The organism is Mycobacterium sp. (assembly GCF_965230835.1).
In the GTDB taxonomy this organism is placed as follows: domain Bacteria; phylum Actinomycetota; class Actinomycetes; order Mycobacteriales; family Mycobacteriaceae; genus Mycobacterium.
The window spans coordinates 3331993-3345275 of the sequence record NZ_CBDDLW010000002.1; the positions used below are offsets into that span (position 1 = coordinate 3331993).

The 13283-nt window shown below is 61.3% G+C and carries 12 protein-coding genes; 10 read left to right on the plus strand and 2 right to left on the minus strand.

The annotated features are described in order from the left end of the window. Positions 1-18 precede the first annotated feature (18 nt). Positions 19-957, minus strand: coding sequence for a type I pantothenate kinase (coaA, locus tag ACO07W_RS15765; protein ID WP_421844596.1), 939 nt, complete (start codon positions 955-957; stop codon positions 19-21). Between the two features lie 173 nt (positions 958-1130). On the opposite strand from coaA, the gene glyA reads away from it, so the two are divergent. The 6 genes from glyA to ACO07W_RS15795 all read left to right on the plus strand — a co-directional run bounded on the left by glyA (position 1131) and on the right by ACO07W_RS15795 (position 5234). Next, positions 1131-2423 (plus strand): serine hydroxymethyltransferase, encoded by a 1293-nt coding sequence (glyA, locus tag ACO07W_RS15770; protein WP_421846039.1) that lies wholly within the window; start codon positions 1131-1133, stop codon positions 2421-2423. A gap of 492 nt (positions 2424-2915) precedes the next feature. Beyond that, positions 2916-3191: a hypothetical protein gene (locus ACO07W_RS15775; RefSeq protein ID WP_421844598.1), complete on the plus strand. Its 276-nt coding sequence runs from the start codon at positions 2916-2918 to the stop codon at positions 3189-3191. Positions 3192-3754: 563 nt separating this feature from the next. Next, entirely contained in the window at positions 3755-3961 is a 207-nt protein-coding gene (locus ACO07W_RS15780; protein ID WP_421846040.1) for a zinc-ribbon domain-containing protein, read from the plus strand. Positions 3962-4002: 41 nt separating this feature from the next. After that, positions 4003-4305 (plus strand): WhiB family transcriptional regulator, encoded by a 303-nt coding sequence (locus ACO07W_RS15785; RefSeq protein ID WP_421844600.1) that lies wholly within the window; start codon positions 4003-4005, stop codon positions 4303-4305. A 119-nt stretch (positions 4306-4424) separates the two neighbouring features. Further along, positions 4425-4565 carry a hypothetical protein gene (locus ACO07W_RS15790; protein ID WP_421844602.1) on the plus strand — a complete coding sequence of 47 codons (141 nt, stop codon included), beginning with the start codon at positions 4425-4427 and terminating at the stop codon, positions 4563-4565. Between the two features lie 384 nt (positions 4566-4949). Next, a complete protein-coding gene (locus ACO07W_RS15795) occupies positions 4950-5234 on the plus strand; it encodes a hypothetical protein (protein WP_421844604.1) in 285 nt (94 codons plus the stop codon). A 341-nt stretch (positions 5235-5575) separates the two neighbouring features. Here ACO07W_RS15795 and ACO07W_RS15800 read toward each other — a convergent pair whose 3' ends face one another. Next, positions 5576-6406, minus strand: coding sequence for an EamA family transporter (locus tag ACO07W_RS15800; protein ID WP_421846041.1), 831 nt, complete (start codon positions 6404-6406; stop codon positions 5576-5578). Between the two features lie 654 nt (positions 6407-7060). On the opposite strand from ACO07W_RS15800, the gene phoA reads away from it, so the two are divergent. The 4 genes from phoA to ACO07W_RS15820 all read left to right on the plus strand — a co-directional run bounded on the left by phoA (position 7061) and on the right by ACO07W_RS15820 (position 13251). Further along, positions 7061-8581: an alkaline phosphatase gene (gene phoA, locus ACO07W_RS15805; RefSeq protein WP_421844606.1), complete on the plus strand. Its 1521-nt coding sequence runs from the start codon at positions 7061-7063 to the stop codon at positions 8579-8581. 313 nt (positions 8582-8894) lie between these two features. Next, the gene (locus tag ACO07W_RS15810; protein WP_421844608.1) at positions 8895-10202 is read left to right on the plus strand and encodes a threonine/serine ThrE exporter family protein; all 1308 of its coding nucleotides are present in this window, start codon (positions 8895-8897) and stop codon (positions 10200-10202) included. A gap of 588 nt (positions 10203-10790) precedes the next feature. Next, positions 10791-12293 (plus strand): group II intron reverse transcriptase/maturase, encoded by a 1503-nt coding sequence (ltrA, locus tag ACO07W_RS15815; protein ID WP_421840437.1) that lies wholly within the window; start codon positions 10791-10793, stop codon positions 12291-12293. Between the two features lie 130 nt (positions 12294-12423). Next, entirely contained in the window at positions 12424-13251 is an 828-nt protein-coding gene (locus ACO07W_RS15820) for an acyl-ACP desaturase (RefSeq protein WP_421846042.1), read from the plus strand. Positions 13252-13283 lie beyond the last annotated feature (32 nt).

The window sequence follows — 13283 nt, forward strand, 5'->3', positions numbered from 1 at the left end:
GTCGGCCACGGTCTTGCATTAAAGTTTGCGTAGGCGTAACCGGTTGATGGAATGATCGGCGTCTTTGCGTAGTACCAGTGTTGCGCGGGGGCGGGTGGGCAGAATGTTCTCGACCAGATTGGGCCGGTTGATCGACCGCCAGATCTCCCGCGCGGCGATGATAGCTTGCGGGTCGGTCAGTGCCGAGTATTGGTGGAAGTGTGACTCCGGGTTCGCGAACGCGGTGGTGCGCATGGCCAGGAAGCGTGATATGTACCACTGCTCGATATCTTCGATCCGAGCATCTACATACAGGGAAAAATCGAACAAGTCCGAAACCATCAGGGTTGGGCCAGTCTGCAACACGTTGAGCCCCTCCAGGATCAAGATGTCGGGATGGCGAACGACCTGTTTGGCTTGCGGGATGATGTCGTAGTGCAGATGTGAGTACACCGGTGCGTATGCGCAGTCTGAACCAGATTTCACCGAGGTGACAAACCGCAGCAGTGAGCGGCGGTTGTAGCTCTCGGGAAATCCTTTCCGGTGCATAAGGTTTCGCCGATCTAGTTCGGCATTGGGGTAAAGGAAGCCATCGGTGGTCACCAGGTCTACCCGGGGGTGGTGATCCCAGCGTGCCAACAGCGCTTGAAGCACACGGGCAGTGGTTGACTTGCCAACTGCCACGCTGCCGGCCACGCCGATGATGAATGGCACCGGCCGATCCGGGTTCTGTTGTGGTTCGCCCAGGAATTCCGCGGTGGCCGCGAACAACCGCTGGCGAGCCGCTACCTGAAGGTGCAGCAGCCGCGCCAAGGGTAGATAAACTTCTTCGACCTCCAACAGGTCGATCTGCTCGCCGAGGCCGCGCAGGCCAATCAGTTCGTCTTCGGTGAGGGCCAATGGTGTCGACATGCGCAGCGCACGCCACTGTTTTCGGTCGAATTCGACGTACGGGCTCGGCTCGCTAAGCCGCGGCATACCGCCAGTCTTACAGGGGCCGGTGCGACGCTGACGGTTGGGCTGGCAAAAAGCTGCCTGCGTCGTGTTAGTGCGCTAGGTATGCCCAGTCTCTCCTAGGACAGCTGGATACACTGGCTGCTGTGACTGCCACTTCTGATGCCCACACTGCTGTCTCCGACACGGCCGCCGTAATGTCTGCCCCGCTCTCCGAGATCGACCCGGATATTGCCGAATTACTCGGCAAGGAGCTGGGCCGACAACGGGACACGTTGGAGATGATCGCCTCGGAGAACTTCGTTCCGCGCGCGGTACTGCAGGCTCAAGGAAGTGTGCTCACCAACAAATACGCTGAGGGACTGCCCGGACGGCGCTACTACGGCGGTTGTGAGCACGTCGACGTCGTGGAAAACATCGCCCGTGACCGGGCCAAAGCTCTGTTCGGGGCCGACTTCACCAACGTCCAGCCGCATTCGGGCGCCCAGGCCAACGCTGCTGTGCTGCACGCGCTGATGTCGCCGGGCGAGCGGCTGCTGGGCTTGGACCTTGCCAATGGTGGTCATCTGACCCACGGCATGCGGTTGAACTTCTCTGGCAAGTTGTATGAGGCCGGCTTCTACAGCGTTGACCCGACAACGCATCTGATCGATATGGGCGAGGTTCGCGCCAAGGCGCTCGAATTCCGCCCGAAGGTCCTTATTGCGGGCTGGTCTGCCTACCCGCGGATCCTTGATTTCGAGGCGTTCCGATCGGTCGCTGACGAAGTCGGCGCCAAGCTATGGGTCGACATGGCGCATTTCGCAGGTTTGGTCGCCGCGGGGTTACACCCGTCGCCGGTGCCGCATGCCGATGTGGTGACCACAACCGTGCACAAGACTCTCGGCGGCAGCCGTTCCGGCCTGATTCTGGGCAAGCAGGAATACGCCAAGGCCATCAACTCAGCGGTGTTCCCCGGTCAGCAGGGGGGGCCGCTGATGCACGTCATCGCGGGCAAGGCGGTCGCTTTGAAAATAGCCGCTACACCTGAATTCGCCGGCCGGCAACAACGCACCGTTGCCGGTGCTCGAATCATCGCCGATCGGTTGCAGGCGCCCGATGTGGCTAAGGCGGGCGTATCGGTGGTCAGCGGTGGCACTGACGTCCACCTGGTCTTGGTTGACCTGCGTAATTCCCCGCTCGATGGTCAGGCTGCCGAGGATCTGCTGCACGACGTCGGCATTACCGTTAACCGTAACGCCGTGCCCAACGACCCGCGGCCGCCGATGGTGACTTCGGGCCTGCGGGTGGGTACGCCCGCCTTGGCGACTCGGGGTTTCGGTGACGCCGAATTCACCGAAGTGGCCGATATCATCGCTACTGCGTTGGCGACAGGCAGTGGGGTTGGTCCCGGGGTCGACGTGCCCGCCCTGCGGCAGCGAGTAACTCGGTTGGCTAGGGATTTCCCGTTGTACGAGGGGCTTGAGGGCTGGAGCCTGGTGGGTCGCTAGCGCTAGGTGACAACGCGGGGGCTCCGGAGCGTGAAGTGACGCTTGGCAATCACTGTCCGGGTCGTATTTTCGGTGCGGTGCTGCTTCATAGGTTCCCCTCATTTTCCTCCCAGCGCGTGAACCTGTATGGGTGTAGAGCGGCGGCTTCACGTCACCTCAGCTGCTCGGAGGCGGGGGAGCGGTCTGTGTGGCATCTGGTCCGGTAGTAATACCAGGCGTGTTGGGCTTTGCCGCGTGACGGCTGAATCGTCGCTGTGCGAGATCGCTTCTGCGTCTCGTGTTGTAGCTGGCGGACCCAGTGATTGGCCCGCGGTCGTGATGTGATCGGCAACCCTTGGCCGGGCGCTTTTCTCGACCGAACTCGCCTGATCGTCGTCGAAGGACGTCCGTGGGTGGAATCGTTCGCTGAACGGATCCACGTATGAAGCGCGGCTAGCGTACCCAAGGCCGCGCACCCTCTGTGTGAATGCGCAAGTCCGAACCTGCGTGCTCATGCCCAAACAGCGCGCCAGCAAGGCCGAACACGTGTTTCAGCAAACAATCGCTCGGAAACTTCGTCCGACGCGTCCTAGCTCTGGGGATGGCGAGCACCGAGCCCAGCCGCAAGCGGACCTGCACTATTGTTTGCGCAAGAAAGTTCATTTTGTTGCGAAAAAAGTTCGCCAGAAATGCGTGTGGATCGAACTCGGGAAAATTAATAGCCGGGCCGGTAAATCGTCAAAGAAACTGGTGCAAATATGGGCGAATTCGGCAAGAAATGAAAATTGATGATTAATGCTTAGCGATTTGCGGCCTTGGGTAGAAGCCCGTGCGGCGGCCGCAAAGACACTCATCGACGTGCCTCCGACAATTACACGCTCACCTGTGACGACGCTCAGAAGGGATTGGCTCAAACTCGAAGTCAACACACCCTTCGCGTCAAACCGGCGGCCCTCGTCGAGGTTCTTTCGTGTGTTTGGGGCGCCGGCAAACTACCCTGGCGGCGCACTTCTCCGAACTCGGTACCCGACCGGGCGACGGTCCCAACACCACCTGACCCCCAACGGATTCCCGTCGATTCCACCCTGCTAGCTTGGTGGCGCCGCACCCAATGCGAAGGCCTTACTAAGCCGCTATCGTCGCCTGAATTCGTGCCGGGGAACGCTGTCCCAACACCGTGCACCTCGACCATCGACCGCCCCGACCACTATCACCTAAGGCCTGCCCGACGAGTCCGCAACGGGCACCTCAACGGCCCCCGACTGTACCCCGGCAGTACTCGCCAGTTTTGGTGCATACTCCGGCCGCGTGAGATCACCACACCACTGAGAAAGCAGGACGCCCCAATGTTGATGACGCCGCAGCTTCCCAACTCGCCACAATCCACCGGGGTCAGCGCCGGAGAATCTGATGCGTATATCAATTACGCCGAAGATCTGGCGTGGTGGAAATGCCATCACTGTGGCCACTTATACGAAGCCACGCTTACCCAACAACTCACCACCACTAGCGCCACCCTCTGCCCGCAACACCAGCACTCCAGCGCCACCGTTGCTTAGCAAACAAAAACCATGATGACTGCCACCCTGGGACGTGACAGATGACTGACTCGACACCGCTCGCCGGGCTGCGCGGGCCACGGCGACTGCCAGAATCGAGCCCCACTATCGAAGATCGATTCGATCTGGCTCACCTGGACTGGCGCAAAGACGCAGTGTGTGCTCAAACAGACCCCGATGTGTTCTATCCCGACAATGGCCAACCCAGCCGCCACGCCAAGCGCTTCTGCGCCACCTGTCCGGTCAAAGCCCCATGCCTGGACTACGCGCTACGCCACGACGAACGCTTCGGCGTCTGGGGTGGACTTTCCGAACGCCAACGTCGCGATTACAAACCCGCCTGACTCCCAGCCGGGGGTAGGCGCTCGAGCGCACTTCGATATTGGTTCGGCCCGGTTTCGTCGCGAAGCTGCACGATCGGCCAGCCGCTATGAGCCAAAATGCTTGTGTAACAATAATTAACATGGTCTTGATCAAGCCGGTGTGGCTTGATGGAGGCGCGTTTCGCCAGGTGAATGCTCGCTCTCGCGGCGCATCAGGCGAAGGCTTTATCGAACGGCTGTGGGGTTTGGAGCGTGGCGAGTCGGGGGCGATGAAGCGTTGATATCTGGCCGCATGCGGCTTCTGCCGTGACGTGAAGCCGACCGGGCAAACAACGCGCCCTGTCGTACCTGCCCGCCCGTGGTGGGCAGGTACGCGGGCGAGGAGCCCGGACGCGTCGCAGTGTAGATCCCGGGAGTGTTGGTGCTTGCCAATAATTGGGTCAACCAATAAATGGACTGAATCGCAATTTGCGGGAAACAAACGGCAAGTCTCTACAGCATTCTGGCGTGGACATCCCATGTTTCAGTTGGTGCTTCGCGGACGGCATCCATCCGGCGGAACCCGACAGCGTGGCTGCTAAAGAAGTTCGCGACCTTGAGCCAGATCCCGTCTTGGTGGGTGCTGACTAACTTGTAGTACTCCTCTATGTGGACGCGGCGCCCATGTGTTTGCCGCCGTAGCGGATTCGTTGACCACATATGCCCGTGGCGTGCGATCTCAGGGTCGGGTGCTGTCGGGGCGAAAGTTCATGGAGGCGAACAGGTCCCGCAAGATACCTGATGCCTCAGGGAACTGTTTGGATGTGACCTCGATACCGTTGGCGATCGTGCGCCAGCAGAAATACTGGATAATCGCTGAAGCGGAGATGGGTCCCAAGATCGACCATGATCGCAGCGGCTGCGGCCGTAGCCCCAACAGTTGGTGTGACGCCAAGGCCCAGCACGGGTAGCTCGGCGCGGCGACGCAGCCTCGATACCGGTGGCAAGGCGACCGCGGTGTCGGTTGCGGCAGATCTGATTTTTCCTGGAGACCAGCACGGCACTTTTCGGATGACAGCATCGGTTCAGATTCCCTTCAAGATTCGGCCTGCTTGCATGAGTAGCTGCCTAGCGGACGGGGCGTCAGCCAGCAGGGGTCGCAGAGCCAGGAGCGGCGAATGAGCATGGTAGATAGCACATTTGAGGATGTTCGGCCGGATCGCAGCGAAACCCCGCGCGGCCAATATGCGGAATCCGACGAGTTATTGAAGGTGTTGGTGCCACCGGGTGCAATGCGCCACAGACAACACGTTCAGCGGTGATCGGGCGCTGTCGACTTTGGGGCCGGATTTTCGATGAGATGGGCCAGGATGACGCAAGCGATGCCCACCAGCTCTGGTCTCGATGGGACCTGCCTGAGCCCGAGGAAGCCGACCAGCACGGCGGAGACCGGCAGCAAGGCCAGCAGCAGCGCGAAGCTCGCCCGGCCAACCATCCGCAACACCAGTTGGTCTAGCGCGTATGGGATGACACTAGAGAACACAGCTAACACGAGCACCATCAGCGCCAGGCGGCCGGTGTTTTCGGGTGGCTTCCAGCGCCAAATGATCACGATCAACAGCGGCGAGGTCACCAGCGCCGAGATAGTCCATCCAACCGCGAGCGAGTCCAGTGAGTTAGCCCGGACCGCAACGGCTTTGCCCAGCACCACGTAGCCTGCCCAAAGGATGCCAGCCATCAATGCCAACGCTATCCCTAGCGTTTGTGCGACGAGTTGCACGTCGGCGATTAGCCCGATGCCCAATACTGCGGCGAGCAACGAGATCAATGCACGCGCCGAGCGGCACTCGTACGCCACAACTGCTATCGGGCCGATGAATTCGATCGCGACGACCGTGCCGAGCGATAGCCGTGCGATCGCCTCATAGAAGCAGAGGTTCATCAACGTGGTAACAACGCCGAAAATGCCGGCTAGCAGCATAGCCCGCCCGGTCCATGCGCTGCGGCGCGGTCGAACGAGCGCGGCCAGGATCAGTGCACTCACCGCGACTCGCAGCCATGCAACACCGGCGGGGTCGATGGAATTGAAAAGCAGGACACCGAAAGTCGCGCCTAGATACATCGAGCAGCCGCTCAACAGCATCAGTGCGGGGGCGGTGAACTGATGCTCTCCCCGTCGGATGTGGGCAAGGGCGCCGCCAACCGATATCACTGCGGAACCTGCGACCAAGCGGCAATAACCCCCACTGAACGGTGAGAAGTATGTCCGCCTGTCAAAACGGGGTAACCGGATTCTGTGCGGGGGTCCATGGTGGGTGCGGGTCGGTTTGTTGGTGTGGGACGGATGGCAGCGTAGCGGGTCAATGGTAGGGCGCAGAACACCATCCAATCTCAGCCAGCCAGCGCCAGGCCAGCGCATCTCCACTGGAAGGGAGCGCGATGACACCACGCATACGTACCGGGAGGCTTCAACATAGGCCCCTGGCGCGGTGTTGTCTGACCCGAACATGGTCGCTGGTGGAGCGGACCATATCGATGGTGTCGAGCAACGCCACGCCGGTCGTGCACCCTACTTAGCTCGGGGGCGTCGGCGAAATCGATAAGGCGTTGTGTCGTTTGGGGCATCAATGCGGAAGCATGTGGCCGAACCGTTTGCGCCAACTGCTGAGACGCCGCTTCGCCGTTAGGGCCCGGTCAATGATGGCTAGCCAGCCATCTAGTATTCCGTAGCGGCTGGTCGCAGATGGCCCAAGCAGACCACTGGCGATATGGGAGTGCCCGGAGAAGAGGTCAGTTGATGCCGATCGGTGCTTTTCGGAGGGCGGCGGCCGTATGCGGGGTTGTCGCGGTCTTGCCGTTCGCGGCGTGTAGCAGTGACATTGCTGCCACCAACGGTGACATCTTGGCCCGCAGCGCCCGTGGCGACCTTTCTGTCCATGGCGGGGCGCGCCGGGTGGACGGTGACCAGTCGCGGGCGATCGGCGACGCGATCAACGACTCCGGCGCGCGTAACGTCATCTTGTTGATCGGTGACGGCATGGGTGACTCGGAACTCACCATGGCACGCAACTACGTCCACGGCGCCGGCGGCAGCTTCCCCGGCATCGATGCACTCCCGCTGATGGGTCAGTACACGCACTACGCGTTCAACAAAGACGGATCGCCGAATTACGTCACCGATTCGGCGGCCAGCGCTAGCGCCTGGGCTACCGGGACCAAAACCTACAACGGTGCGTTGAGCGTCGATATCCACGATCAGCCACAGCGGACCCTCCTTGAGGTGGCCAAGGCCAACGGCTTGGCCACCGGCAATGTCACGACGACCGATATCGGCGACGCGACACCAGCCGCGCAGGTGGCGCACATAACTAACCGCCGCTGTTATGGACCGGTGCAGACGCTGCGGGATTGTCGGGCAAACGCGCTGGAAAGTGGTGGTGCCGGCTCCATCATCGAGCAGCTGCTCAATGCACGTGCCGATGTCACTTTGGGCGGGGGCGCCGAAACATTCGCCCAAACCGCCGGGGCCGGCGAATACCAAGGAAAGACCTTGCGGGTGCAGGCGAAAGAGCGCGGATACAACATCGTCACTACTGCGGAGGGGTTGGCGGGGGTCAGCGCGGCAGACCAGAACGCCCCGTTGCTCGGGCTGTTCTCAGATTCACACATGCCAACGAGTTGGACGGGTCCGAAAGCGGTGCGCAATGGCTATCTGCAGGCGGCGGTGAAATGCGCTCCCAACCCCGGGCGCGCCAACACGGTGCCCACGCTGGTGGGCATGACGCAAAAGGCCATTGACCTGCTCAGGGGAGACCGCAGCGGATTCTTCCTGCAAGTCGAAAGCGGGTCAATCGACAAGCAATCGCACGCGGGCAACCCCTGCGGGCAAATCGGCGAGACCGAAGCCTTCGACCAGGCGGTCCAAAAAGCCCTCGACTTCGCAAAACAAGATGGCAGCACCCTGGTCATCGTCACGGCAGACCATGCGCACACCGGCCAGATCGTCGGGAATGTCACCGAGCAGAACCTGCAAGCGATCGCCGACCGCGACCATTTGCCGTTCGAGGCAGTCCGCGACACCGTCTACCCCGGGCTGACTCGGAAGCTCCGCACGGCCGACAACGCGGATATGACAGTCAGTTACGGCACGTCGACCGACTCCCAGCTGCGACCTCAAAGCCATACCGGAACTCAGCTTCGGATAGCGGCCTTCGGTCCGCGCGCGGCAAACGTGGTCGGACTAACGGATCAAACCGACCTGTTTTTCACGATGGCCGAGGCGCTCGGGCTGAATCGCGACACCACCACCGGCAACTGATCACAATGTTCCCGTGGGGTCTCCGCAGGGCGAGCCAGTGCGGCAACACCCACGATCGGGGCGACCTCACGTAGGCGCTGTCGGGCTACGATGCTCGAATAAGCCTGAAGGCTAAGCCAGTTCGGCGACGCACAAACTGAAATTGGTACCGCCGCACCGCGGAGCCACAAATGTCGAAGCTTAACCGTGCTGTTCGAATGGGCCGACTCTGCGGCCGTAGTGGCCAAGGGCGTATTCCCCGTGTCGGAGACCGCCGCCCCGGCGGGTGGCCCCGATGGCATTAACGTGGCGGCTAGGTCTCACAATGCTTGCTGTGACGACCGTCGAAGCGAGGGACTGGACGCAACGCCTGTGGCGGGCTGTGCGCAAAGAAGATTCGCCCAGCCCGCTAGCACCACCGGGCACCTACTCGAATGACGAGACCGCCGCGATGCTGCGCAGTCTCGGGATGGCGATGCTGGAGGTGGGGCAACCCACCAACATGGTGGAGTCGAAATTGTTGACGATCGCGTCGCGATACACCACGAGCACGGTGCGGCTAGCGGTGTTGCCTACGGTGATCATCGTCAAGATCGAGAACACTCCGGTCACCGAAGTGGATGTGTCGACCCGAGCGACGGCGCGGCTGGATCAGGCCAGCGAGATTGCTGGCATCGCAAACATGGCGGAGGCCGGTGCGATTGCTCCCCAGGCAGCGGTTGCTGCGGTGAATGCCGCGCGACAACTGCCGCACCGGTTCGGCGCTGCGACGACAGTTTTCGGCCATGTGTTGGCGACTATCGGATTCGGGATGGTGCTTAATCCAACGTGGACGGCGTTGCTGGCCTATGCGCTGCTTGGCGGGGTGGTCGGTCTGGTGCTCGTTGCTGGTCGGCGGCTCCCGGCTTTGGCGCCTATTCAGGCGGCGGTATCGGCGTTTCTGGTCACGGTTCTGGCAATCGGTTTCTTGGTCGATGTTGGCCACGACGGGCTGCTGCGTATCATCGCGCCTCCTCTGATCACAATGCTTCCCGGTTTCACGCTCACGAACGGAGCTATCGAGCTGGCCAGCGGCCAGATGATGGCGGGCGCCTCCCGGGTCGTATCTGGCGTGGCGCAGTTGGTGTTGTTGGGAGCCGGTGTAACGCTCGGCGTTCGCCTTGTCGGACTGCCAGACCCGCACCAACCGTGGGCCTTGATGGGGGGCTGGTTGTTGTATCCCGCTGTGGTGGTGATGGCCGTCGGGATGTACCTGTACTTATCCGCACCGAGCGGTTCGCTGATCTGGTTGATTATGGGGCTCGGCGTAGCTTTGATCACACAAGATCTCAGCGCTATGCGCTTAAACCAGGCGATGGCTGGCGCGATAGGTGCCTTTGTCTCAGTACTGTTTGCGATGTTCACGTCGGGATTCAGGGGAGCGCCACCGCGAATGGTCATGCTGATCACCGTGTTCTGGGGCTTGGTTCCTGGGGCATTGAGCTTCATCCGGTTCACCCAGAGAGCGGCCAGCGACATCATTACGTTCAAGACGTTGGAAGACACCGACGTGGCTGTGCTGGCCATTGCGCTGGGCACGCTAATCGGATGGAGTGTGTTCCGGCTGTTTGAGCCGTCCTCGCCGGCGCCGGGTGCCGTCTAGCTATCTTTCTATGCCCGGGGCAGTCGGGTATGGCAACGCCGGTGTGAGCTGCTGGCGCCAGCCGTGGAATCCACTTGTCAACAGGCGGTCCTGCCGTTGGTGGAGTCTGTCTTCGATGACACGTCTGCTGCTAGGTGTGTCACCGGAACCCGGTACGACCGCGTCAGTGAGTGGATTTGCAAAACAGCGGCGCCGATTTGCATAAAATATGTGTATGGTGCGTCCTGAAAGTTGGATTGGGCTAGCGGGTGGGAGTCCCGTCTCGGTAGGTACCGGAGCGCCGGGTAGCAGGCCCCGGTTCGTTGTGGAGACACGGCGGGCTGAGCGGGGTGTCGAAAGCCTCTTCGGAGGGAGCAAGTGCGCGGGCCGTAGCGTCAAGCGAACTCTGCAGCCTCGTCAGATTCACAACGGGAGAGCCGAGCCGCTCATATCACGGCGAAGGCCATGTCTGGTGAGCCCTGGTCCGGGGTTAGCTCACCGGGTCTTTCCGGGGTATGGGAGGCGGCACGTGCACATAGTCTGGTTCGGAACAGGAGAGACCCGTCTGCTCAGCCTGCGTCGGGCAAAGACCGCGGGTATAAGCCGATGGTGAAATCTCGTGGAGGGCAGCGGGAGTCCGATGGGGTCGTAGTACCGCTGATCGGCGTGCAACATAACGCGCCGGGAGGAAAGGACCCCAACTTTGATCACGCGCGTGACGGAGGTAAGCGTGAGGGCATGACCGAGGTGTCTCGGTCCAACCACCCCGGCAGGCTATGGCCTGTCGTAGCCGACGACGAGCCGTTGCAGGCGTCGCCGGTGAAAGTGCGACAACTGCAACGCGCGCTATGGACTGCGGCCAAGCAGTCTGAGGGTCGGCGTTTCCACGCCCTGTATGACCGTATCTACAGGGGTGACGTCTTGTGGGAGGCGTGGGAGCGGGTGTTGAGGAACAAGGGTGCGGCTGGGGTGGATCGTGTCACCGTGGCTGCGGTGCAGGACTATGGCGTGGACCGCATGTTGCGTGAGTTACGTCAGGACCTGCGCCGGGGTGTGTACCGTCCGGCGTTGACACGCCGGGTGGAGATCGCTAAACCCCGTGGCGGTAAGCGGCCGTTGGGGATTCCCACGGTTCGAGACCGGGTGGCCCAGGCGGCTGCCAAGATCGTGTTGGAGCCTGTTTTCGAGGCGGACTTCTTGTCGTGCTCGTATGGGTTTCGTCCGAGGCGTTCGGCTACTCAGGCGATGGAGCGGTTGCGTACCGGCTTCATCGCGGGTCAGGTGTTTGTGGTCGAGTTTGATATCGCTGATTTCTTCGGCGAGATCGACCATGACCGCCTGCTGGAACAGGTGGCCAGGCGGGTGTCGGATCGTCGGGTGCTCAAACTGCTGCGTCTGTGGCTGCAGGCAGGAGTGTTGGTTGATGGGGTGGCCCAGCGGACGGTCGCTGGCACCCCGCAGGGCGGGGTTATTTCCCCGCTTTTGGCCAACATCTTCTTGCATGTGCTCGATACCGAACTGACCCGCCGCGCGGTGGGTGAGTTGGTGCGCTACGCCGATGATGGTGTGGTGTTGTGCCGCAGTGCGGCACAAGCCGAGCACGCCTTGGTCTTGGTTGGAGAAATCCTGGCTGGGCTGGGATTGCGGCTACATCCGAATAAAACGAAGGTAATCGATCTGCGGGACGGCCGTGAGGGCTTGGATTTCCTGGGCTGTCACTTCCGGGCGCGCATGTCGGGGCGGTTGTGGGAGCAGCGCCGGATCGTGCGTTACTACCTGCACCGTTGGCCGAGCCGCGCAGCGATGAAACGACTACGTGAGAAGGTTCGTGGCCTGACTGGGCGCTCGCGCGCAGGTCTGGACATTCGGACGATAATCGTGTCGTTGAATCCGATCCTGCGGGGCTGGGGTAACTACTTTCGTACTGGCAACGCCGCGGTCAAGTTCGGGCAGATCGACGGGTATGTGTGGTGGCGGTTGTTTCGCCTAATGGTGGCAAAGCGTGGCCGTAACCTGCGTGCTGGTCAAGCCGATCAATGGACCGAACAGTGGTTTAACGAACACGGCCTGCACCGGCTTCGCGGCACCATCCAATACCCGAAGGCCGCGTAACCATGTCCAGAAGATCATCGGTAAGCCGTGTGCGGGAAAACCGCACGCACGGATTGAAAGGGGAATGGGGAAACAGGCCCGCAACGCGGGAACTGCGCCCCTGACTACCAATGAGGGTTACAGTTACTGTATGGCACAGAAACCTACAGCCGATGCGCTGATCCTCGAACTCGAACCGGTAGTGAGCGAGAACATGGCTCGTCACCTCGAAACTGAGGATATCTGGTTTGCCCATGACTACGTACCGTTCGACCGCGGCGAGAACTTCGCCCTCCTTGGGGGACGTGACTGGGATCCGTCTCAGGTCACGCTGCCTAAGACCATCACCGATGCCTGCGACATTCTGCTGATCCTCAAGGACAACCTGGCTGGTCATCACCGCGAGTTAGTCGATCACTTCATTCTGGAGGAGAAGTGGGGTCGCTGGCTGGGCAGGTGGACCGCGGAAGAACACTTGCACGCCATTGCATTGCGGGAATACCTGGTTGTGTGCCGCGAGGTTGACCCGGTCGCCAACGAAGAAGTCCGAATCCAGCACGTGGTCAAGGGCTACCGCGCCGACAAGTACTCACAGGTTGAAACGCTGGTGTACATGGCGTTGTCCGAGCGCTCGTATGCCGTCTTCTGCCGCAACTTGGCCGCACAGATTGAGGAGCCGGTTCTGGCCGGACTCATCCTTAAGATCGCCTCGGATGAAGAGCGTCATGAGGAGTTCTTTGCCAACCTTGTCGCGCGCTGCCTGGAATACACCCGTGACGAGACGATCGCAGCGATTGCGGCCCGCGCGGCCGACCTCGAAGTTGTCGGCGCCGACATCGAAGCCTACCGGGACAAGCTACAGACCGTGGCAGATGCCGGTATTTTCAGCGCTGCTCAGCTGCGCCAGGTGATCTCCGACCGCGTCACCGCGTGGGGGCTGGCTGATGAGCCCCAATTGAGGCAGTTCGTCAGCGGCTAGCCGGATTTCCGGGTCGAATTAGTGCTTCTGGA

Coding starts and splice junctions, on each gene's coding strand:
- coaA (WP_421844596.1), bottom strand. CDS start 957: ATGCCGCGGCTTAGCGAGCCGAGCCCGTACGTCGAATTCGACCGAAAA.
- glyA (WP_421846039.1), top strand. CDS start 1,131: ATGTCTGCCCCGCTCTCCGAGATCGACCCGGATATTGCCGAATTACTC.
- ACO07W_RS15775 (WP_421844598.1), top strand. CDS start 2,916: ATGCCCAAACAGCGCGCCAGCAAGGCCGAACACGTGTTTCAGCAAACA.
- ACO07W_RS15780 (WP_421846040.1), top strand. CDS start 3,755: ATGACGCCGCAGCTTCCCAACTCGCCACAATCCACCGGGGTCAGCGCC.
- ACO07W_RS15785 (WP_421844600.1), top strand. CDS start 4,003: ATGACTGACTCGACACCGCTCGCCGGGCTGCGCGGGCCACGGCGACTG.
- ACO07W_RS15790 (WP_421844602.1), top strand. CDS start 4,425: ATGGTCTTGATCAAGCCGGTGTGGCTTGATGGAGGCGCGTTTCGCCAG.
- ACO07W_RS15800 (WP_421846041.1), bottom strand. CDS start 6,406: ATGCTGTTGAGCGGCTGCTCGATGTATCTAGGCGCGACTTTCGGTGTC.
- phoA (WP_421844606.1), top strand. CDS start 7,061: ATGCCGATCGGTGCTTTTCGGAGGGCGGCGGCCGTATGCGGGGTTGTC.
- ACO07W_RS15820 (WP_421846042.1), top strand. CDS start 12,424: ATGGCACAGAAACCTACAGCCGATGCGCTGATCCTCGAACTCGAACCG.